This is a genomic window from Peribacillus cavernae (genome assembly GCF_003989135.1).
Lineage (GTDB): Bacteria > Bacillota > Bacilli > Bacillales > DSM-1321 > Peribacillus > Peribacillus cavernae.
In genome coordinates this window covers 139495-161803 of record NZ_RYZZ01000007.1, presented here as the reverse complement: position 1 = coordinate 161803, position 22309 = coordinate 139495, and the positions used below count along the sequence as shown (strand labels likewise).

General features: G+C 39.9%; 24 protein-coding genes and 1 pseudogene. 1 reads left to right on the top strand and 24 read right to left on the bottom strand.

Going from position 1 to position 22309, the window contains the following annotated elements; genetic code table 11:
- Positions 1–3 precede the first annotated feature (3 nt).
- The 21 genes and pseudogenes from ELQ35_RS06895 to mgtE all read right to left on the bottom strand — a co-directional run bounded on the left by ELQ35_RS06895 (position 4) and on the right by mgtE (position 18727).
- Entirely contained in the window at positions 4–1182 is a 1179-nt protein-coding gene (locus ELQ35_RS06895) for a glycosyltransferase (protein WP_126864095.1), read from the bottom strand.
- Entirely contained in the window at positions 1154–2308 is a 1155-nt protein-coding gene (locus tag ELQ35_RS06890) for a glycosyltransferase family 1 protein (protein ID WP_126864094.1), read from the bottom strand. Before ELQ35_RS06890 ends, ELQ35_RS06895 begins: the two co-directional genes overlap by 29 nt.
- Before the next feature lie 50 nt (positions 2309–2358).
- A complete protein-coding gene (locus ELQ35_RS06885; RefSeq protein WP_307363906.1) occupies positions 2359–2706 on the bottom strand; it encodes a helix-turn-helix domain-containing protein in 348 nt (115 codons plus the stop codon).
- A 22-nt stretch (positions 2707–2728) separates the two neighbouring features.
- A complete protein-coding gene (locus ELQ35_RS06880; RefSeq protein ID WP_126864093.1) occupies positions 2729–3895 on the bottom strand; it encodes an aminotransferase class I/II-fold pyridoxal phosphate-dependent enzyme in 1167 nt (388 codons plus the stop codon).
- 23 nt (positions 3896–3918) lie between these two features.
- The gene (locus ELQ35_RS06875) at positions 3919–4551 is read right to left on the bottom strand and encodes an acetyltransferase (RefSeq protein ID WP_126864092.1); all 633 of its coding nucleotides are present in this window, start codon (positions 4549–4551) and stop codon (positions 3919–3921) included.
- Between the two features lies 1 nt (position 4552).
- A complete protein-coding gene (locus tag ELQ35_RS06870) occupies positions 4553–5152 on the bottom strand; it encodes a sugar transferase (protein WP_126864091.1) in 600 nt (199 codons plus the stop codon).
- A complete protein-coding gene (locus ELQ35_RS06865; protein WP_126864090.1) occupies positions 5149–5328 on the bottom strand; it encodes a YwzD family small protein in 180 nt (59 codons plus the stop codon). The genes ELQ35_RS06870 and ELQ35_RS06865 overlap by 4 nt, the downstream gene beginning before the upstream one ends.
- 9 nt (positions 5329–5337) lie before the next feature.
- Positions 5338–6423 (bottom strand): UDP-glucose 4-epimerase GalE, encoded by a 1086-nt coding sequence (gene galE / locus ELQ35_RS06860; RefSeq protein ID WP_126864089.1) that lies wholly within the window; start codon positions 6421–6423, stop codon positions 5338–5340.
- Between the two features lie 50 nt (positions 6424–6473).
- Positions 6474–7556: an EpsG family protein gene (locus ELQ35_RS06855; protein WP_126864088.1), complete on the bottom strand. Its 1083-nt coding sequence runs from the start codon at positions 7554–7556 to the stop codon at positions 6474–6476.
- Positions 7557–7597: 41 nt separating this feature from the next.
- The gene (locus ELQ35_RS06850; RefSeq protein ID WP_126864087.1) at positions 7598–8482 is read right to left on the bottom strand and encodes a glycosyltransferase family 2 protein; all 885 of its coding nucleotides are present in this window, start codon (positions 8480–8482) and stop codon (positions 7598–7600) included.
- Positions 8479–9597, bottom strand: coding sequence for a glycosyltransferase family 1 protein (locus ELQ35_RS06845; protein ID WP_126864086.1), 1119 nt, complete (start codon positions 9595–9597; stop codon positions 8479–8481). Before ELQ35_RS06845 ends, ELQ35_RS06850 begins: the two co-directional genes overlap by 4 nt.
- On the bottom strand, positions 9582–10733 hold the full coding sequence (locus tag ELQ35_RS06840) for a glycosyltransferase family 4 protein (RefSeq protein ID WP_126864085.1): 1152 nt from the start codon (positions 10731–10733) through the stop codon (positions 9582–9584). The genes ELQ35_RS06845 and ELQ35_RS06840 overlap by 16 nt, the downstream gene beginning before the upstream one ends.
- A 37-nt stretch (positions 10734–10770) precedes the next feature.
- Positions 10771–10959: pseudogene (locus ELQ35_RS23050) on the bottom strand (UTP--glucose-1-phosphate uridylyltransferase); the annotation flags it as partial.
- A gap of 25 nt (positions 10960–10984) precedes the next feature.
- Positions 10985–12817 (bottom strand): polysaccharide biosynthesis protein, encoded by a 1833-nt coding sequence (locus tag ELQ35_RS06830; protein ID WP_126864084.1) that lies wholly within the window; start codon positions 12815–12817, stop codon positions 10985–10987.
- A 16-nt stretch (positions 12818–12833) separates the two neighbouring features.
- Positions 12834–12998, bottom strand: a complete 165-nt coding sequence (locus ELQ35_RS22545) for a hypothetical protein (protein ID WP_185861688.1) — start codon at positions 12996–12998, stop codon at positions 12834–12836.
- A gap of 381 nt (positions 12999–13379) precedes the next feature.
- Entirely contained in the window at positions 13380–14039 is a 660-nt protein-coding gene (locus ELQ35_RS06825) for a CpsD/CapB family tyrosine-protein kinase (protein ID WP_126864083.1), read from the bottom strand.
- Positions 14026–14760, bottom strand: a complete 735-nt coding sequence (locus tag ELQ35_RS06820) for a YveK family protein (protein WP_126864082.1) — start codon at positions 14758–14760, stop codon at positions 14026–14028. Before ELQ35_RS06820 ends, ELQ35_RS06825 begins: the two co-directional genes overlap by 14 nt.
- A gap of 292 nt (positions 14761–15052) precedes the next feature.
- Positions 15053–15724: a hypothetical protein gene (locus ELQ35_RS06815; RefSeq protein ID WP_126864081.1), complete on the bottom strand. Its 672-nt coding sequence runs from the start codon at positions 15722–15724 to the stop codon at positions 15053–15055.
- A 127-nt stretch (positions 15725–15851) separates the two neighbouring features.
- Positions 15852–15977 (bottom strand): paeninodin family lasso peptide, encoded by a 126-nt coding sequence (locus ELQ35_RS23705; RefSeq protein WP_185861687.1) that lies wholly within the window; start codon positions 15975–15977, stop codon positions 15852–15854.
- 360 nt (positions 15978–16337) lie between these two features.
- On the bottom strand, positions 16338–17108 hold the full coding sequence (gene fabI, locus ELQ35_RS06805; protein ID WP_126864079.1) for an enoyl-ACP reductase FabI: 771 nt from the start codon (positions 17106–17108) through the stop codon (positions 16338–16340).
- A gap of 245 nt (positions 17109–17353) precedes the next feature.
- Positions 17354–18727: a magnesium transporter gene (gene mgtE, locus ELQ35_RS06800; protein WP_126864078.1), complete on the bottom strand. Its 1374-nt coding sequence runs from the start codon at positions 18725–18727 to the stop codon at positions 17354–17356.
- Positions 18728–18853: 126 nt separating this feature from the next.
- Here mgtE and prpE point away from each other — a divergent pair, with 126 nt between their 5' ends.
- The gene (gene prpE / locus ELQ35_RS06795; protein ID WP_126864077.1) at positions 18854–19594 is read left to right on the top strand and encodes a bis(5'-nucleosyl)-tetraphosphatase PrpE; all 741 of its coding nucleotides are present in this window, start codon (positions 18854–18856) and stop codon (positions 19592–19594) included.
- A 277-nt stretch (positions 19595–19871) separates the two neighbouring features.
- Here the strand turns inward: prpE and ELQ35_RS06790 are convergent, their stop codons facing one another.
- The 3 genes from ELQ35_RS06790 to yjbM are packed head-to-tail and all read right to left on the bottom strand — an operon-like array spanning position 19872 to position 22266.
- Complete coding sequence (locus ELQ35_RS06790) at positions 19872–20786, bottom strand: RluA family pseudouridine synthase (protein ID WP_126864076.1); 915 nt, start codon at positions 20784–20786, stop codon at positions 19872–19874.
- Positions 20787–20803: 17 nt separating this feature from the next.
- On the bottom strand, positions 20804–21598 hold the full coding sequence (locus ELQ35_RS06785) for an NAD kinase (protein ID WP_126864075.1): 795 nt from the start codon (positions 21596–21598) through the stop codon (positions 20804–20806).
- 26 nt (positions 21599–21624) lie between these two features.
- Entirely contained in the window at positions 21625–22266 is a 642-nt protein-coding gene (gene yjbM, locus ELQ35_RS06780; protein WP_126864074.1) for a GTP diphosphokinase, read from the bottom strand.
- Positions 22267–22309: the final 43 nt, after the last annotated feature.

Genomic DNA, 22309 nt, shown 5'->3' with positions numbered 1-22309 from the left:
CCCCTAAACCAAACTGTACAATTTTTCAAGTTCCATATTGTTGCTGTAGTCTGTGCTTTTACAGTTATTCTCGAGGTGTTTTCTTAAATCAAAATCTTTATATAATCTTTCAATCCCATCCGCAATTCCATCAGTTGACAACTCACATATTAACCCATCAAATCCATTACGGACTTGACTTTGCGCAGTCGGATAGTTAGTAATCAGAACCGATTTAGAAAGGATTTGGGCCTCACTTACTGTTACTGCTTTTCCTTCATACCGAGATGGTTGAACATATAAATTTGCTGCCTTCATATAGGGGTAGGGGTTCGTTTTTTTTCCTAACAGAATGAACTGGTTTTCTAAACCGTTTTGAGTAATTAATTCTTTAATCTTTATTTCTTCTCCTCCATAGCCGACTACATACCATGCTATATCGTTATAACCTCTATCCTTTAATCGTTTTAACGCTTTAACAGCCTTATCGATTCCCTTTGCATGGGATAATCTCGCCACTGTTATAATTTTAAATCTTAGATCATTGGTAAGTGGATTTTCGACTTTTTCATTAGCTAAAGCCTTAACCAATTCGGGAGATGTAATATTTTCAAGAACAATGACCTTGTTTATTAGTGTAGGATATTTTTGAATAAATGTATTTCTGCATTCTTCTGATACAGCTACAATAGAGTCGAATTTATTCCACATTTCAATATCTAATTTTGTATCAGTTTCTACTGTAGAAAAGTCAGTATGTATCCAGGCTATTTTCGTTTTAGCTTCGACCTTATCTGCAACAAAATAATGGGGCCATAAATAACTTATTGCGATATCGTATTTTTTCTCATGCCTCGGTAAAAAAGGTAAGGAATATTTCCACATATATTGCATCTGCTTATATCCAGTTTCAGAAGTTTGATTCAAGCTTGCTCTATACTTTGCCAGCAGCCTTGCCAGTCCTAATGGTAATTTTCCAGTTTTAAAAATTTCCCCTATCGACATTCTGAAGGTTTTATAGGTTTTTGATTCTTCCAGTAAATTTGGTTGACTAGGGAGCAGATTCATAAAGTCGCCTGTATGGCTATATAACATCAGATCGATATGGTGACTTTTATAATCAAAGTTACTCAGCATACTGATAAGACTTCTTTCGACTCCTCCAACTTCCATATCAAAGGAGGCGATCAATATATTTTTCATATACTCCTCCATCGTGTAGTTTATATATTTTCATTAATTTTGAAATTCCTAATGGTAAGGAATACCCGCTTCTCTCAAAGCTATCGATAATCTTATTTGTGTTTTTTTCCTTTTTATTTGCCAGTTCCAATATTTTATCAGCCCAAACCTCAGGACTATCTGCTAACGAAAGCTTAGAAACTAAGCCTATTTCCAAGTCCGCCTCAGGCTGGATAGCTTCAGATACTACACATGGCACTCCACTCGCCTGTGCTTCTAGTAACACCAAACCCAAACCTTCATATAAGGATGGAAAAACAAATATATCCATACTGCGCAGCATAATTGGTATATCAGTTCTTATGCCAACAAATCGAATATTGGCATAAATACCTTCTTTTTTAGCCGCTTCTTCAATTTGTTCCCTTACGTCTCCATCTCCAACTAACATCAACTTAATTGTAGGATCACTTTTTATAGCACTCTTCAGTATTTGTAATAAAAACGGATGATTTTTCGCTTCTATGAACCTTCCAATATGCCCGATAACTAGACTATTACCGAGACCTTCTTCAACTTTAAATTTTCTCACATCTTTGCTTCGGTCTTTTAAAAATAATGAATAATCGATTACATTAGGAAAATATGAGTATTTAATGTTGGTTAGTCTTTTTTCTCCAAATAAATATCGTCCCGCTTCATTACTGCACGCTAATAAATTTGTTGAAAAGGTGTTGATCGTATAACGCATTAATCGAATGTATAATTTTCTTGTAAAACGATCACTTTTGTCTAAAGTTGTATGTGCATGTGCCACTCTTATTTTTACACCAGCTAACCGTGCCGCCATATTGGCAATCCCGCAATGGAACAATGTATGCGAATGCACTGCTTCATAAGGACCATATTGCTTTATAGCATCATAAATTTCTTTAATTGAAAGTGTTTTCGAGAGCTTGATGACTCTTCCGCCAAGCTTTCTAATTTCAAGATCATACTCAGCATCTTCTTGACTATACGAAATAAAGTCAAACTGAACTTTTTCACGATTCATGTTTCTGTATAGATTCATTAACATTGTTTCAGTTCCTGCACGATTCATCGCCCCAACAACATGAAGAATCTTTATTGGCTTTATATTATCCATTTATATCTCCCATTTGTTTTGTAAATACATTCAAAAGATATCCTATGGTCTTACTCTTTTTCTTCCGCATCCCTATTCTTCCATTTTATAAATTGAATCAATGTTTTAAATTCTTCGAGTTGTTCTTTCTCCATTCCCGACTCTTTTAACTCTGTTACTAATTCGAGCCAATCGTTTTCTGACGGCACCGGTGGTTCAGGGGGCATTTCGAGTAAACTGTTCAATTCCACATCCAAAACCAATGATATTTTTTCCATTACTTGTATCGAGGGATTTTGATTTATGTTGCGTTCAATATTGCTTAGGTAGGACTTGGACATGCTTGCTCGTTCGGCAAGCTCAGATAGCGTAAGTCCTTTTTTTTTTCGGATTCTTTGAATGTTTTTCCCAATCATCATTTATACCTCTTATTTATTGAAATCATACGATTCCTTCGATAGTAAGGGCTTCCTCACATACCTCTTTAAAAATATCGATGACTCTGTTTTGTTCATCTTCCGTCATGTTCGAACCTGAAGGAAGACATATTCCTGTTTGGAATAAACGTTCAGCTACATGCTCATTTTCATCGTGAGGGTAATACTTGACTCCCTGAAAAAGCGGTTGTAAATGAAGCGGCTTCCATACAGGACGTGCTTCGATATTGTTTTCGTTCAGGGATGCTAACAGTTGCTTCACGAATATATTCGCTTCATCTACCTTAATGGTTAACGCTGTGAGCCAACGATTTGTCCTCGTGTTTTCTAATTCTGGCATGAAGTGTACACCAGGTATCTGGCTTAGTTCCCGGTAGTAATGGTTATATATTCGTCTTCTGGCTTCAACCCTGTCCTCTAACACTTGCAATTGTGCCCTGCCAATCCCGGCTAAAATATTACTCATCCGATAATTGTAGCCGAGAATGCTATGCTGATAGTGGGGTGCCGGATCGCGGGCCTGGGTTGCCAGAAAACGGGCCCTTTGGATCGCTTCTATATCATTCGATACAAGCATTCCGCCGCCGGATGTGGTTATGATTTTATTCCCATTAAAGGAGAAGATACCAAACTTGCCAAAAGAACCACTTGCCTTTCCCTTATATGAGGAACCAAGAGATTCAGCTGCATCCTCGATCATTGGAACATCATACTGATTACAAACGGAAAGAAGTTCATCCATTTTCGCACTCTGTCCATACAGATTTACAACGATAACCGCTTTAGGCAGTCGTCCTGCCATAACCGCTTCCTTCAACCCTCTGACTAGTGCCTTCGGGGACATATTCCAGGTCTCCGGCTCTGAGTCAATAAATACTGGCTCAGCCCCCTGATAGACAATCGGATTTGCACTTGCGACAAACGTCAGACTTGAGCAAAATACTCTGTCTCCTTTTGTAACGCCTAATAAAGAAAGAGCCAAATGAATCGCTGCTGTTCCCGAACTGACAGCAATCGCTTCCCTGGCTCCTGTATAGGAGACAATCTCTTTTTCAAATGCATCTACATTTGGTCCTAAAGGGGCAATCCAATTTGTTTCAAATGCTTCCATTATATATTGGTGTTCGTTTCCGCTCATGTGCGGCGGAGAAAGAAAAATTTTAGGTTGCATTATTCAAGACCTCCTTTCTTCCTTTATTGCTCTTTTTCGCTTTTAAGAATTCTCGCGGGGCAACCTGCCGCTGTGCACGCAGCTGGAATATCATGAATGACGGTTGAACCTGCACCAATAATCGACCAGCTTCCAATGTGCATCCCGGGAATAATTGTGGCCGAGGCACCTATATGTACACCTTCACCCACTGAAACTTCACCTGTTAATGTGGCGTTCGGTGATAGATGTGTGTAATTCCCAATCATATTTTCATGTTCCACAATCGCTGCGGTATTAATGATGCAATGCTCTCCAATTTGAGCTTCTGCGTTAATGACAGCTTGTGGCATCACGACTGTTCCATATCCAATAACAGCGGAGGGGCTGACAATCGCCGAAGGATGAATGACTGTTAATAATTGATCCTGTCTCAGGGCTAATGATCGAGCTATTCTCTTTCTTGTTCGGTTATTGCCAATAGCAATCACAACCCTTGTGCCAGGTACAAGCATCTTCTTTAAAGAAGAAAAAGGGGCATAAATCGTTCCTTTTTTTTGATGTTCATCTACGTACTTATCATCTAATACAGCGATAATTTCATGATCCTTTAGCGATAAAACCATTTCTTGAATGACTTTGCTGTGTCCGCCATTTCCTAATATGATTACTTTCATGCTAGATCACTTCTTTTGATCCTGTGAATTTTTCCATTGGTACATCGTCTTGATGGTTAATCCCTTCTTTTTTTACGACCTTACTAAGCGTTAATCTGAGGATTTTAAAATCCAGAATAATAGTATGATTTTTTACGTACCAGGTATCCAGTATGAATTTCTCCTCCCATGTAAGCGCATTTCTCCCATTCACCTGAGCCCAGCCGGTAATCCCTGGTTTTACATTGTGCCTGCTTGCCTGTTCTTTCGTGTAAAATGGTAAATATTCCATTAACAATGGTCTCGGCCCAACAAGGCTCATTTCACCTTTTATTAAATTAAGGAGTTGTGGTAATTCATCCAGACTATATTTCCTAAGAAATTTACCGGTATTAGTTAAGCGCGACTGATCTGGCAATAAATGACCGTTGTTATCCAGTGAATGGGTCATCGTACGAAATTTGTACAGGTAAAATGGCTTGCCGTGTAATCCAGGGCGTTTCTGTTTAAACAAAATCGGGGTACCCATTTTTGCTCTTACAATAATCGCAACGATACACATCATTGGAGAAAACAATACCAATAGAGTCAGTGAAATGACTACATCCAAAACTCGCTTCATTTGGCTTTATCCCCAATTTGCGCATGTGAGTTGGGGGAATAGATGGTTAATAGTTTTTGCTTAATTTCATTTACAATATCGATGGCACTGATTTCATTTGAATCGTTCGTTTTTGTATACACGCTTATCAAGAGTTCCTGGAACTGTTCTTGAGATAGATTATTGTCATTGTTCATGATAATCCCTCACTTATTAGACACTAAAAAGCCCGCTGCCTCTTTACGCACCGGGGAATTGCTTTCATTTAAAACTTCAGTCTCTTTCCGGTAACCATTGGGATTACTTTGCTGCCATTTCCATGTATCTTTACACATTTCATCAATTCCTTTGGCTGCGATCCAACCGAGCTGGTCTCTTGCTTTCGAAACGTCCGCAAAGCACACGGCCGCATCACCTGGCCGGCGACCGATTACGGTATAAGGAATGCTTTCCCCGGAAGCACTTTCAAATGCTTGAACCATCTCTAATACACTATAGCCTCTGCCTGTTCCAAGATTATAGGCCTCTACACCCTGTGTGGACTGCACCTTCTCCAAAGCTCTCAGATGGCCGATTGCCAGGTCGACAACATGGATATAATCTCTTATTCCGGTTCCGTCTTTCGTTTGATAATCGTTTCCAAATATATTCAGCAGCTGCAGCTTGCCAACCGCGACTTGTGAAATATAAGGCAGCAGATTATTTGGAATCCCATTCGGATCTTCACCAATCCGGCCGCTCGCGTGGGCACCAATCGGATTAAAATATCTTAACAGGCTGATACTCCAGGACTGGTCTGAAAAATATAAATCTTGCAGAATTTCTTCAATCATTTGCTTCGAACGGCCGTATGGATTGACTGCCTCCAGCGGTGTTTCTTCGGGAATAGGAACCTCGGCTGTTGAACCGTATACGGTTGCTGAAGAGCTAAATACAAGGTTCTTGACCCCATATTTCTTCATCGTTTCACAAAGGATGACCGTACCGATAAGGTTGTTTTGATAATAAGTGAGAGGAACCATTACTGACTCACCCACCGCCTTGAGGCCGGCAAAGTGAATAACTGCTTCAATCTCATTTTCAGAAAACACCTGTTCAAGTCCTTCTGCATTCAGTAAATCGATGTTATAGGTCTTGAACCATTTTCCTGTGATTTCCGATACCCGTTTTAATGATTCAGGCTTACTGTTCGAAAAATTGTCAACAATAATGATTTCAAATCCTTCGTTTAGTAATTCGACACAGGTGTGGCTGCCGATGTATCCAGCACCTCCTGTAACAAGAATCGCCATTTACATATTCCCCCGTTTTTCTAAATAAGTTATTTTTATGACCGCTTTTGCTACCATACTAAGTAATTACTTTTATACAATATTTCCAAACTAATCACATTTTCATAATAATAATAAGCAAAGTACAAAACTAAAATCCCATAGTAAACAAACTTCTCGTCTTTTCCTCTGAATAGCTTTACAATCCAGGAGATAAGGATTAATTGATAAAGTCCAAAGTAGATCGATACTCTTGCAAAAATCCAGCTTTGTGTGGAAATCACCATAAAGACAAAACCCAGTAGCGTCATATTGACGATAACATCACTATCAGGAAATATTTTTCTTAATTTACCTCTTCCTAAGTAGGCAATCAGCAGAGGCACCGCGCTTACCAAAACTCTGATGCTGCTTGCCCCTCCTTCATTAAAGTCTTTGTAATCCCCATACTGTGTATCCTCGATTGCGGAAAAGAAAATCGAAGATAATTGATCATACCCTATAACACCGACAATGGATAATAAGACAAGTGCAATTGTAGCCTTAGACCATGCTTTAAATCTAACGATGAAATACATCGGAATTAATATGAGAGCGCTTTGGTGAAATAAAGATGCCAGAAGAACAACTAATACGTATCTTTTCCAGTTCCCATTGATTAAGAATTTTATCGCAGTAAACGTTATGGCTGCCGCAAGAACTTGTCTAATCCCATTCATCGAGACCAAAAACAATCCGCCTGTAATATAGACATACAGACTTAACTCAAATTGCCTTGAATATTTGTATAGGATGAAAACAATAAGAACATTCGTAATCAAAGCAGCAGTAAAAATCATCAGTTGCGGATCCGCTGATAACTTTTTTAATAGCATTTGAAGAATGCCAAATCCGATGTCTTTATGGCCAAGAATGTAATCCCAGGTAAAATCATTATCCACATATATGTTTTTATAGTTGAACGTATCCCCAATATTTGATCTAAGACCCGACACTAAAGTTAAGGTTAGTAATGCAGCAAACATCAGCATTTTATTAGGTTTAATGGAGGCCACAGGGGCTGTAGCAATGATTGTAATGCCTGTACTTGCCGAGTATCTTGCAAAAAACGCGAAGATAAATACTAAGGCAAGATTGATCCAAAGAAGAGTCATATCATAAATCCTTCCCAACAAAAAAAGAGATTGCTAAAATGTTAAGCAACCCTCGTTTTTGTTGTTATATAAAAATATAACGTTATCCCTAAAGGCATAGCCAGAATTGTCAAACCTTTACTGGGTGTGTCTTTTAAAAACCGCCAATTTTTGCTCATTAAACTGCTCGATACGTAATGAATCGCCTGTCTGAATTTGAAAGGGAGACTGACAAATGGCAATTTCATTAATTCTTTTCGGTAAAAAGCAAACCCATTTGGGTTTTTACTGTACTGCTTGAACATATTACGTGATGATCCATCCGGGAGATATTCCACACAGCATAATACCTCATTCATTAACAGCAATTCATATTGTTTATCGATCATGTAGTATTTGTACGCTAATCCTACATATTTCTCATCTTTAAATAGGGGATAAGGGTATTGTTTAGTTAATTCAGTTCGATAAACAAGCTTTTTATCACCGGTTGTACCGTGTTTGTTATAAAGATCAAACAATGTCGAACGGTTCAGATGATCCGGTAATTTCGTTCCGATTATTCTATTATCACTGTAAGAATCAAGGCCAATCATCCCGCTCACTTTATCACTTCCGTATTTATTCCAATAAGTGAGGACTTTTTCCACAGCATCATCTGGCATGTAATCATCAGAATCAATACAAACATTTAACTTAGTATCCATCAGTTCATAGGCTGTATTATGGGCCCCATGCATGCCTTGATTCTGTTGCCAATGATATTGGATTTGGATAATATTTTCTTTCATCCATCTTTCAATCATCTCTTTGGTCCCATCCGTTGAACCATCATCAATGACTAACCAAATAAAATCCTTGCACGTTTGCCGTTTTAGGCTTTCGTAACATTTATCGATGCAATATACCCTGTTATAGGTTGGGGTAAAAACCGTTAACGTTTTCAACCGACCTCTCCCCCTAACGATATATATGATTGTTGTGTTAGTTCAGCTGTTCTTCGGATGTTATATCCTTTTTGATTTAAATCACTTTCTGATATAGTTCTAGACTGATTTCTCATTGCTATGTTACTAATGTTTTCTGCCCATAACATTTTGTCGGTCAAAGGAAGAGATTTCACCAATCCAATGCCCATATCAGCTTCTTCAGTAATCGTATCGGAAATAAGACAAGGCAGCCCTGCCCCTTGAGCTTCAATTAAAGTTACCGGAAGCCCTTCATACAAGGACGGAAAAACAAAAACATCAAACGCCTGGAGAAGGAGATGGATGTCTTCTCTGATTCCCAGGAGCTTCACATTCTCTTCCAAATGCAGTCCCTTGATTTTTTCTTCAATTTTTTCCTTTAACGCTCCCTCCCCGACCAAAATAAGGGTTGCATTTGGCTGAACTTCAATTAGTTGAGCAAACACCTCGAGCAAAAATAAATGGTTCTTGGGGTGGCTAAACCTTCCAACATGGCCGATAAGCATTGATTCTTCATCCAGCTTTAGTTCATTTCTGACCTGGTTGCGTACATCTAAAGAAAATTGAAATTTATTACACTCAATTCCATTTTTTAAGATAAATGCCTTATCCTCTTTATCTTTAAATAGCCATTTAGCTGCAGCATTCGAACAAGCATATAAATGAGTTGCATAGTGCTTGATATTATTGCCTGCAAACCACTTATAGAGGTTTGATACTGCTCCTCCTTCACTTTTAGTACTATGACTATGTGCTATCCTGACTGGAATTCCGACTTTTTTTGCTGCCCTGAGGATAAATCCACTCATTTTATCCATGTGGGAATGAATGATTTTATAATCAGCGTTCGTTTGAAAGAATTGATCTAATTTTTTTATATAACCAGTGTGCCCTACTTCAGTCACATATGGAATTCTATGAATCTTTCCGCCCATTGAAATGATTTCTTGATCAAAAACTCCTTCCTTGCAAGTCAAAAAGTCAAATTGGACCTTTGAACGATCTATATTTCGATATAGATTCATAATGAGTGTTTCAGCGCCGCCCCGGTTCATATTGACTACAACATGTAATATTCTTAATGGATTGCCCACTTAGCATCCTCCATTTCGGACATATATGATTTATAAATCCTGCTTTTTTCAGATAACACTTTATCTACGCTATATTGCTTTAAAATGATACTTCTTCCGTTTCTTCCAAGCCTTTGTCCAATACCTTCAATTTCTGCGAGGGCCTTAATCTTGTTCGAAAACTCAATAGGATTATTATTGCCGATCATCCAGCCATTTCTGTTATTGTGAACGAGCTCTCGATGTCCCCTGTTCTCAATCGCTACCACCGGCAATCCGCAAGCCATTGCTTCCATAATATTTACTGGCAATCCTTCCCGAAGACTTGAAGCTACAGCCATATCACACATCGGAACAATTTGTTGGATATCATTTCGATAGCCCAGAAAATCAACCATATGACTGATTCCGAGACTTTTCGCTTTTTCTCGGCAACCTTCTAGCAAAGGTCCTTCCCCGGCAAGCAAAAGTCTTGCGTTAGGAATTTCATCCTTGATTAAGGCTAATGATTGCAGAAGATATTGCTGATTTTTATTTTTGTTAAATTCCGCAGCGTAAAATAATAAAAAGTCATCTGGTTTATAGCCAAATGACTTTTTCAATTCGATTTTTTTATACTCATGTACGGGCTTAAAATTCTCTGCGTTGATCCCTACTCCATGGACATGTTCAATACGTTGTGCTTTAAAACGCCGGGTCGCTATTTCATAGTCTTCTTGATTAATCGTTATCAGGCAATCTGTGTGATGGGCCATTTTTTTTTCGATAGGATAATAGATAAGCCAGTTCAAAAAGGGAGCGCCCTTGCAAAAATGGAAACCGTGGGCCGTATAAATGACCTTCGTTCCCATTTTTCTTGCATTTCTCGCGGCCAGACGGGCCAGCACCCCTCCCATAGGGGTATGGCAATGGATCATTTGGTACTGGTTTTGATCGATTATCGTTTTTAGTTCTTTATAAGCCTTGATGTTTTTGGTATTGAAGGGAGATCGTTGAATAGGAATGTCATATTTTTGATCGACATAAGGAAGCGCGATATTCCCACTCGCCGCTACATGAACATCCCATCCCTGTTCCTTGAACCATTTCATATATGGTACATGAAAGGCCTTAAAATGATAATCAACTGTTGCACAAAACAGTATTTTGTTGTCCATGTATATCACCCATCTGTCTTATAATCATTTTTTTCAACTATCTAATCAGCTCTTTTTCAACAATTGATGAAAGATAGTCTAGTAAATTCTTTCTTAAATCCTCGCGCTGTAGAGCAAATTCAATCGTTGTCTTAATAAATCCCATCTTCTCCCCAACATCATAGCGTGTTCCTTCAAAGTCGTATGCATAAACCGCTTCATGCTTATTGAGTTCAGCTATCGCATCCTAACTTTCACTTCATTGCCTCCTTTTACCCCGATATGGACATAATTTGTCTTGGTTGAGAGAGGATCTTATTATTTGCAAGGTTTACTAGTTTCTCCCTCAGTGTTTCTTTATCCAAGTTTGAATAGATGGAGATGATTTCCTCAATCTCTTCCACAAAAAGCTCTGCCGTTTTTCCGATATAAATCTTTGGATACACTTGCTGATCATGGATTTCATCTGCTTTCAACAATTCTTCAAAAAGCTTCTCCCCCGGCCTCATTCCTGTGAATTCTAAGCCGATTTCTTCAATTGAATTCCCTGATAACTTGATTAGATTTTTTGCCAGGTCGACTATTTTTACCGGTTCCCCCATATCTAATACGAAGATTTCGCCGCCTTTTGCCAGTGCACCAGCCTGAATGACAAGCCTTGATGCTTCCGGGATTGTCATAAAATAGCGGACCATATCCGGATGAGTTACCGTCACCGGACCTCCCTTTTCGATTTGCTTTTTAAATAGCGGGATCACACTTCCGCGGCTTCCTAATACGTTCCCGAATCTGACAGCAACAAACTTGGTATTGCTTTGTTTATCCATATCCTGAATGATCATTTCTGCAAGTTTTTTCGTTGCCCCCATTACACTTGTCGGGTTGACCGCTTTATCAGTCGAAATCATTACAAACGTTTCGACATTGTGCCAGCTTGCCGCTTTAGCAATATTCATTGTTCCAATTACATTATTTTTAACAGCTTCTTCCGGATTTCTCTCCATTAACGGTACATGTTTATGAGCGGCAGCATGGTAAACAACATCGGGGTTATATGTACTCATAACCGACATCATTTTCTTAGCATCCTGTAAGTCTGCAATTTCTGTGATAAATTCAATCTCAGTATCTCTAAAATTGACTTTTAACTCCATTTCAATTGAATAAATACTGTTTTCACCGTGACCGAGCAAAATTAACTTTCTTGGATTGAATTTGGAAATTTGCCGCGATATTTCAGAGCCAATTGACCCCCCTGCTCCAGTGACTAACACCACTTTGTTTGTGATGTAATCAGATATACTGTCGATGTCCATTTCCACTGGATCCCTTCCCAGGAGATCTTCCACCTGAACATCACGAAATTGATTCACAGAAACTTTTCCCGTTACTAAATCCTCCAGCATCGGAAGAATTTTGGTTTTCGCCTTTGTTTTTGCACACTCTTGAAAGATAATGTTTAATTCTTTTTTGCTAAGTGAGGGAATCGAAATGATGATATTTTCAATGTCGAGTTCCTTTACCACGCTCTCGATTTTTCCAACCCCGCCAATGACAGGGATTCCCAAAATATCAAGATGATGTTTTTTGATATTATCATCTATGAACGCAACCGGTAAAAGGTCGACCTCCTTATTCTTAAACAGCTGTCTTGCTACCATAGTCCCTGCCGATCCTGCACCGACTATTAACGTCCTTTTCTTGTTTTCTTGCTTATTGATGATTGAATCTCGATAAAATCTCCAGACAAATCTCGATCCCCCTATTAACAACATATGAAGCAGCCATGTCACAGCTAGCAGCCTAAAATGTATTTCCTGAATCAAGGCTTGCTGGACGATAACGGCAAAAAGAATCGAGTAAGATACGACTTTAATAATTATTAACAATTCCCCAATACTTGCATATTCCCACGCCTTCTTATAAAGCTTGAACTGTACGGAAAAAAAGTGGTGACTAAACAAGATAGCAAGAGAACTCATAATTAATGGAAAGGTAAACACATAGATGTTCGCATTTACGAGAAACGAACTAATAAAAATGGCACTCAATACAATACACGAATCAATCATGATAAATAAGGACAACCTCTGTCCGTACGTCATATCCTGGCTCCTTCCTTTAACTAATTATTTCGTGGTTGTCTACTTCAAGATTCCGTATTCTAGTTTTAATTGCATAATCCAGCAGCTTCTTGATTTCGATAAGCTGCTCTTTCGAAGCATCTTGTTTGATGTATCTGATCGCTTTTTTGATTGATTTCGGGTGGCTATCAAGGATCTCCATTTACCCAACGACTCCTTAAAATAAAGTAAAGTTCTTATGTATAAGGTCTTTACGAAACCTCATACATAAGAACTTTACATCAGCAAAGCGCAAGCGCATTGCAGAGAGGGACATCGACTAACAACCGCTACGTTCTGTGGCGATGTCGGAACTAGACACCAGTTCTAATATTTATCTTGTAAAAACAAAATGGGCATCTAACCCTTCCTCACACCACACTTTCGACGACTTGCGTCTAAGGTTTCTTTCAACCCACAGCATGATCGAGTGCCTTCATTGATAATGGAAAGTAGGCATCACCAAATTATTTTATTGTTTTAGTTGGATAACGAATATTTCGTTCTTAAAAAAGAACAAGTAGTCTAAAAAAATTTCAACGTTCTATTTTTCGTTGATAATCGCCCCGATTAGTTTTGCATGGGCAAGCTCTAATACTCTTCTGGCTTCTGCTGCCTTTTCCAGCTCAGTTTTTCCTCGATTTAAGACTAAAACGACTCCATCACATTGATTTGCTAATACTCTCGTTTCCGTAAATTCTAATACAGAAGGAGAATCGATTAGTACGATATCATATGAATTCGATGCCATCCTTAATAAATCCGTCATCTGTTCGTAACCCAGTAACTCTGCAGGATTAGCAGTAATTGACCCACTCGATAGTATCTTCATTTTGCCAATCCCTGGACGTTGAATCGCGTCCTCGAAAATGATTCGATTCGTCAGCACATTTGTTAATCCAACTTCATTCGGGATTTTAAAGATCTTATGAATGATCGGTTCCCTTAAATTAGCGTCAATCAGAAGTACCTTTTCTTTTTGTTGGGACATCGAGACGGCTAAATTTGCTATTATCGTTGATTTCCCTTCACTCTTTCCAGTTGAGGTTATTAGGAATGTACGTTTCTTTCTCTCCTCTGATAAAAATTGAATGTTTGTTCTTATCGTCCGAAATTGATCAGATATGATGGAATATGGATTGGAAAAAGTGACTAGATTTCTTTTTTTCAAGACAGATGCTTGATGTTTCTTATTGAATATCAAGTGTCTCACCCCTTAATTTCAACTCTGCCTGTTTAATTTTTTTAGCAAATAGTTTTTTCTTATTCAGATTGGCAATGACCCCGATAACTGGTACCCCTAGCACATCCTCAACCTCACTTTCCCTTTTGATGGTCCCATCCAAGGAATCCAACAAGAATACCAAACCAATTCCCGCGATGATTCCAAACACTAATGCGATGATGATGGTGCGATTTTGAGCTTCGTTGATAGGGTTGGGGTTTACCTTTGCCTCAGATAATAACCGCACTCCTTTGAAATCTAAAATATTCACAATTTCATTTTTAAATACTTTTGCTGTTGTATTCACAATGTTAGCCGCCATCTCTGGGTCTGCATCAGTTGCAGAAATTCTAACCACTTTCGATTCATCAACTCTTTCAACCACTATTTGCCCAGCTATTCCTTCAGAAGATCCCGATAGTTGTAACTCATCTTTTACTTTTTCCATAATAATGGGATCTTTGATCATGACCATTAGAGTCTTCATATTCTCAGAGTCTGATTCAATAATAATTCTTGTAGACGTCTGATAGAGTGGGACATTATTGAGGTTATTATAGAAAATCCCTGCTGATGTTGTCAGGATTGTAACAAGGATAATAATCCAGAGACGTTTCTTTATTACCTCGTAATATTCCTTTAAATTAATTTCTTTTCCCTTCGTATTCTCGATGGAGTTCTGCTGTTTTTCCCCGCCCATTAGAACCACCTTTGCTTTAATAAATTTTGTTGAATGTCTATTTTATTCTTATTCTATATATCGAACAATACTACCAAAAAAAATCTTGTTAATACCTTACTTTTGTTTACTTTCATTTGAACTGTGTATGGAATGGCATTTGTTTTTTTAAACGGTGACCTCTTATTCATACTAGTTCTTTATAAAGAACATGTCAACAATAAATTCATCTCTCTTGTAAAAAGTATTTATGGTTCCATTTACCGTTGCGAAATGGTTTGAATAAAAACCAAAGGTTACCTCTTTATATGTACTAGCGGCCAAATAGCTTTTTAAAGAAGCTAATCTTGTTGCTCTGGTCCTGATGGATGACGGACATTTTAGAGTGGGATTTCCTTACATTATATTCCTGGAAGGATTGTGTAGTGGCTAATATTGTTTTTACTGTTTCTTCATCCTGCATCATTTTCTCTATATCAAACACGACTGGTATAAGAACCGTATTCGGTCCGACGTATGCTTCCCCTTTTTGTTCCACACGAAAACCAAATGATATTCGCAGCATCCGAAATAACTTTTTCTCAATAAGTGCCAAATAATATTTGGGATTATTTCTATTTGCATGGTCATAGAATACGTGCATAAAATGTTGGAAATACCCCTGACGCTGGTACTCTTTATGAATGCAAAGCTTATCAATCTCCCAGATTCGATTTTGATGCAGCCTGATTTCATCATATTTCGAAAACTCAAACCTTGATGGCCCTTCTACCGTGCTGTTTGGATTTCTTGGATCATACGGGATGAACTCAATGGTTCCAATTACCTCTTTTTGTCTAATGGAATTTCCCATGGGTAATAGTAGATTGTATCTTACCCCATTTTTGGCATATGGATCGTTGTACCACCCATATTTTTCACAAAAATATTCCCAGGTATTTTCAAACTTTTTTTGTTGTCGATATGTTTTAACGATTTCATACATGCTTCATAACCGCCCTATACTGTTACTTCAGATCCATTCATTTCCTTACCATCGCAGGATTCTCAAAGCCCCTATACTTCTTTTCCAGTATAAGGGCAACGATGATATTGTATTTCCTGATCATAAATTAACTGTCTAAAGGATCTATGGGAGGGGGAGGTTCTCCGGGATGACCATGTCCCGGAGGAAAAAACTTCATCGTCATACTAACGTCGAGAATCTCTATCACCGGTTTATTCCATGCCTTTTTCATATTTTCACCGCCTTTCTTAAGGAATTTTCTTAATAAAGAACATCTAAAGTAAATCTTCTGTAATCGAATTGCTGCTGCAAATAAAAAGAATCTTGAATTAAACGTCATTCAAACCATTCGTTATAAAGAACATAAGTGTATAATATCACCCAAAATATGGACTGTCAATTTTTTCTTAGCATTTTTTTTACTAAAAAGTTCCTCTTCAATTTGGCGTGGTTCATTATCTGTCAAATCTGTTTTTTATTAAAAATATCAATCTCAGTCTTTACAAAACCCTGATCCATGAAAAAAAGCCTGTCCGAAACGGACAAGCTTTGTTAACTTTTTTGATATTTTTGCACAAATGTCCAGATGAGATTAACCAATCACATGATAACCGGAATCAACGTGAATGTTTTCCCCAGTAATGCCGCGGGCCATGTCGCTGAATAAGAAAACAGCTGTATCCCCTATTTCTTCAGGAGTGGTAGTACGGCGGAGTGGGGCTTCCTCTTCAATTTTTCGCAAAATCGAGTTAAAGTCGCTGATTCCTTTTGCTGACAATGTACGAATTGGTCCGGCAGAAATCGAATTTACCCGGATTCCTTGTTTGCCAAGGTCGCTCGCTAAATACCTTACACTTGCATCCAATGAGGCTTTTGCTACACCCATGACATTATAATTTGGCAGAACGCGCTCGCCGCCAAGGTATGTCAATGTCACGATGCTGCCACCCTCAGTCATTAGCTCCTTTGCTGCCTTGGCGACTGCAGTCAGGGAATAGGAGCTGATGTTATGGGCAAGCAGGAAACCATCGCGTGTCGTATTCAGGTAATCGCCTTCAAGCTCTTCCTTATTGGCAAAAGCGATGCAATGGGCGAAACCATGGATCGTTCCTGCTTCTTCCTTGATTGCCGTAAAGCATTTTTCGATATCGGCATCATTTGTCACATCACATGGCAGCACCGGTGATGATGCACCCAGGGATTCTGCCAGCTCTTTCACATTTTTTTCAAGACGATCGCCTGCATATGTAAAAATTAACTTTGCACCTGCCGCATGCAGGGAACGTGCAATTCCCCAGGCGATACTCCGTTTGTTGGCAACACCCATTACTACGTATGTTTTCCCATCTAATGATAGAGTCATGGCTTGATGGCCTCCTATTGAATACAAGTTATTAGCACCTAGTACTAATTAGAGTATAGCAAATATTGTTATGGAATCAAAATGTTTTTCGTAAACGATTAGTCTGCCTTAGAATAGTGGACTAATTAGCATTTACGTTAGCTTAATGAATTAAATGGTTGATATTGCCTTAGGAACGAAAGAGAACCCCCAGCATCATATACCTGAAGGTTCTTGCCAGTATTTCTGGCTGTCCTTATGTTTTGCTATGAAAGATAGCTCATGAACAAGGTCGCCATTCCAAAATAGATTAAAATACTGATAATATCATTGATCGTCGTAATGAATGGGCCGGATGCCACGGCAGGGTCGATTTTCATTTTATGCATGAACAGCGGAACCAGGGAACCGGCAAGGGTTGCTACGATTAGTGTCGCGAAAATGGAAACGCCGACAAGGAGCCCAAGCACCAGGTCATGCTGCCAGATAAATACGATAAAGGTCACCAATATCCCGCAGGTGGCTCCGGTGATCAGGCCGGTTCCAGCTTCCCTGATAATGAGCTTCCACATGCTTTCTTCTTCCAAATCACCGGTGGCAATCCCCCGTACGGCAACTGCAAGTGCCTGAGTCCCCGTATTTCCTGCCATGCCGGCAATAAGCGGAATAAACACTGCCAAAATGGCCTTTTGGCTCAATGTTTCTTCGAATCTGCCGATCAGGCTTGCTGTCATCATCCCTAAAAACAAAAGAATGACTAGCCAGGGCAGCCTTTTTTTAGCCGCGGCAAACGGGTTTTTATCAACCCGGTCCAAGTCAGAAACACCAGCGAGTTTTGAGTAGTCGTCAGATGCCTCTTCATCGATAACATCGAGGATATCATCAACCGTTATGATCCCGATTAGATGTTCCTGAAAATCGACTACCGGCACAGCAAGGAAATTATAGTCCCTCATCTTTCGTGCGACTTCTTCCTGGTCCTCGGAAACAGATACAGCAACCACACGGTCAAACATGACTTCCGAGATCATCGTCTCATCATCGGCAATAATTAAATTACGAAGCGAGATAACCCCTACAAGCTTGCGGTCATCACCCACCACGTATACATAATAAATCGTTTCAGCCTGGGGTGCTTCCTTTTTCAGAATGTACATCGCTGAACGCACGGTCTGGTTGGCCGAAATGGCGATATACTCCGTAGTCATGATGCTTCCGGCCGTATATTCTTCATAGCTTAACAGTACTTTGATTTCCTTGGCTGCTTCATCATCCATGATCGTCAAGTAGCTGACGGCCTGTTCTTTATCCAGCTCGTTTAAAACATCTGCTGCATCATCGGCATACATATGCGAGAGCATCTCTGCCACATATGCAGGGGCCATTTCAGCAAGCAAGTTTTCATATTCTTCTTCTTCAATCTCGATATTTTCAAAGAGGCCGGCCATTTCCTCCGGTGAAAGGTAAAGATATACCTTAGGACGAATGTCAGCCTCTAAACCAGTGTAAAACTGTGCCTGATCGTACGGATGCAGTTCAACAAATTCTTTACGAAAAGAATCGATATCCTCAAGCATTAAAGCTTCAATTAACAGACTGGCATTTACATAGTTCTTTTCGTTTTCCACGGAATCCGGCATTTCATGGCACCTCCCCCTGTAAAAAAAAGCTTTTCAAAGTTGACAAAGACGATGATTTAATTTTCCCTCTGGGGTAATATACTATTAGCTTATATTACAAAGAAAATATTTAAAGGGTGAAAAAGAATGAAGATAGATATCATTGGCGATATTCACGGCTGCTTTGAAGAATTCAGAAAGCTGACAAAACAACTCGGTTACTCCTGGGATAGCGGAATACCTGTACATCCTTCTAACAGGATCCTCGCATTTGTAGGAGACCTGACTGACAGGGGACCGGCTTCGTTAAAAGTCATTGAAGCTGTATATGAACTCGTTTTGAAACAAAAAGCCTTATATTCACCGGGCAACCACTGTAACAAACTATACCGTTATTTTCAAGGAAATAAAGTGCAAATCAAGCACGGACTGGAGACAACTGTTGCAGAATATGAAGCCCTGCCGGCCCGCGAGCAAAAGAAAGTGAGAAAAAAGTTTATTGACCTCTATGAGCAGGCACCGCTTTACCAAACTACCGATGATGGAAAGTTAATCATCGCCCACGCCGGCATTCGCGGTGACTACATTGGGAAATTTAATGATAGGGTAAAAACTTTCGTGCTCTATGGGGATATTACCGGTGCGAAACACCCTGACGGCACTCCGGAAAGGCTTGATTGGGCTAAGAGCTATACCGGTGAGCTATGGATTGTCTACGGACATACACCGGTTCCGGAAGCGCGCAAAGTAAACCACACATATAACATTGATACTGGCTGTGTGTTCGGGGGGAAATTAAGCGGCCTTCGATATCCGGAGATGGAACTGGTTGATGTTCCTTCAACCATGCCGTATATTGCTGAAAAGTTTCGTACTGTGTTTGATTAAAAAGAATATGAGGGGGCACTCATAAATTTGGATAATGGCTCTTAAATCTGAAGAATCGCTCTTAAATCCGAGTAATAGCTCATAAGTCTGAAAAATCGCTCTTAAGGTGCTCACCAGTCTAAATTTTAGTTCCGCATTGTCTGGACCGTAACCAATAAATTTGAAAAGGATTCATTGCCTCTCATCCATGTTATCCAATAATTAAAGGGATCGATACCCTCTATTTTCAGGGAATCAAGCCCTTTCCGAGTACTGATATTGTATGCAGCCGAAGAGATTACCGCGATTGATTAATGAGCCGAAGCATATCAGCTGGAAGCGGTTCCTCAAACGTAAGGGTCTTCTTGATCAATGGATGGAAAAACATCACGCTGCAGCAATGCAGGGCTTGTCTGGAAATATCATTCCTGTGTCCTCCATATAAATCATCACCCGCAAGCGGGAAGCCATAGTGTGATAAATGGACACGAATCTGGTGGGTTCGTCCCGTCAAAAGCTGAAGTCCAATATAAGTGTATCCGCTTAACCGGGCCATTACCTCAAAAAGCGTGCAGGCATATTGGCCATCGGCTCTTACTTCCCGTTCAATGATGCTTGTTGGTTTTCGGCCAATCGGTTCTTCAATATTGCCCTTTTCTTCTTTGATGATGCCTTCAACAACCGCTAGGTATTTCCGCTTCACCAAACCTTGTTGCTGCTGTTCGCCGAGCAAGTGATGCACATGCCGGTGCTTTGCAATCAACACAAGCCCTGAAGTATCGCGGTCGAGCCTCGTAACAATATGGATGGTGGATGCTAGTCCTTTTTTTCTGTAGTAGCCTGCCAAAGCGTTGGCAAGGCTGCCGGTTGGATGTTCCCTTGATGGGATTGTATTCATGTAAGCCGGTTTTACGGCAACAAGGACAAACTCATCTTCATATTTAATCTGGATCGGGATATTTTCAGCAATAAGCCCCTCGCTCGTCTCTTCCGGGGGAAAAATAACCTCGATTTTATCGCCGTTTTGCAGCATATATCGAACTGTCACTTCTCTATCGTTTACGATTAGTTTTCCACCGTCGAATTTGATCGCTGTCAATGTCCGTTTGGAAATGTGTTGTTTGCTCAAGAATTCTCTCAACAACTTGCCGGCATCGCTTTCGCCAGCCACCCATTTAAGCCGGAACGGGTTTCGAAATTCTTTGTTTGGCATGTATTTGCATTAGCTCCTTACTCTGCGATGAAAGAATCATGAACCCTTTTCCAAAAAGGAAATCGACGGAATCTGGCAAAACGGATTTTCTCATCCGCTACCCGAAATTGCATCAATTTAACATCTTCATGAAGCAAGGACAAATGATCAATCGTAATTTGAAAGTTTACATTGTTGACCGGTCTCAGCATGCAGGTATGGTGCGCCGGCAGTAATAATGGCGAACCAACCGTACGGAAGACCCGATTGTTGATCGAAGCCATTTCAGCAAGCTGGATGGCATCAAAGGAAGGGTGGATAATCGCCCCGCCTAGCGCTTTATTATACGCCGTGCTTCCGGAAGGAGTTGACAGGCAAAGTCCGTCACCGCGGAATGTTTCAAAATGCTGTCCGCTTATCTCGACATCCATAACGAGGGTTCCCTCCACACTTTTTACCGTTGACTCATTCAAAGCAAGGAATCTAGACTCCCTGCCGCCGTGCTGATAACGGACGATCACTTCCAGGAGCGGGTATTCCACGACCTGAAATGGCGTTTTAGCCAGAGCAATGACAAGCTTTTCGATTTCTTCAGGTGTCCAATCGGCGTAAAAACCCAGGTGGCCGGTGTGTACACCGACAAAGGCAGTCTTATCCAGGCGGTTTTTATAGCGGTGAAAAGCATACAATAGTGTACCATCGCCTCCTATTGACACAACGATATCCGGCTGGTCTTCGTCATATCCCAGGTTAAAGTCCTGAAGATAGGTGCGCATTTTATGCATCAGCGCATTCGATTTAGCATCTCCTTTTGAGGTTACCGCAAACTTCATAAATCTCATCCTAGTTAATAGATTTTTTACTCCCGTTCCGCTTTTCCCAATGTTTCTTTCTTTCTTGAAAAAATCCGCTGTGCTTCCTGGATTTCCAGACGTATTTGCGACATTTCTTCATCGAGTGAAAAAGCCGCTTCTGCCGCCCTCTTCAGGCGAACCTGGATGTCTTCAGGAAAGTCGCCTTTATATTTATAGTTTAAGGAATGCTCGACCGTCGCCCAGAAGTTCATCGCAAGCGTCCGGATCTGAATCTCCACAAGAATTTTCTTTTCACCATGGATGGTCTGGACCGGATAGCGGATGACCACATGATAAGATCGATAACCACTCGCTTTCTTATGAGAGATATAATCCCTTTCTTCTACTATTTCAAAATCATTCCTCATCCGTAACAGCTCGACTACTTTCTTGATATCGTCCACAAACTGGCACATCATCCGCAGTCCTGCAATATCCTGCATTTCGGTATCCAGTTTGTCCAGCGGGATATTCTTTTTGGCGGCCTTATCCAAAATACTAATGATCGGCTTAACCCTTCCCGTGACGAACTCAATCGGTGAATGGACATGGTCACGTTCAAATTCCGTTCTCATACCCTTTAATTTCACCTTTAATTCAACAATGGCCTGTTTATAAGGGGCCAAAAAGTCATCCCAATGTTCCATTTGCTGCACCACCTGTTCCCAACTCCGCTTTTCAGCTGTCATT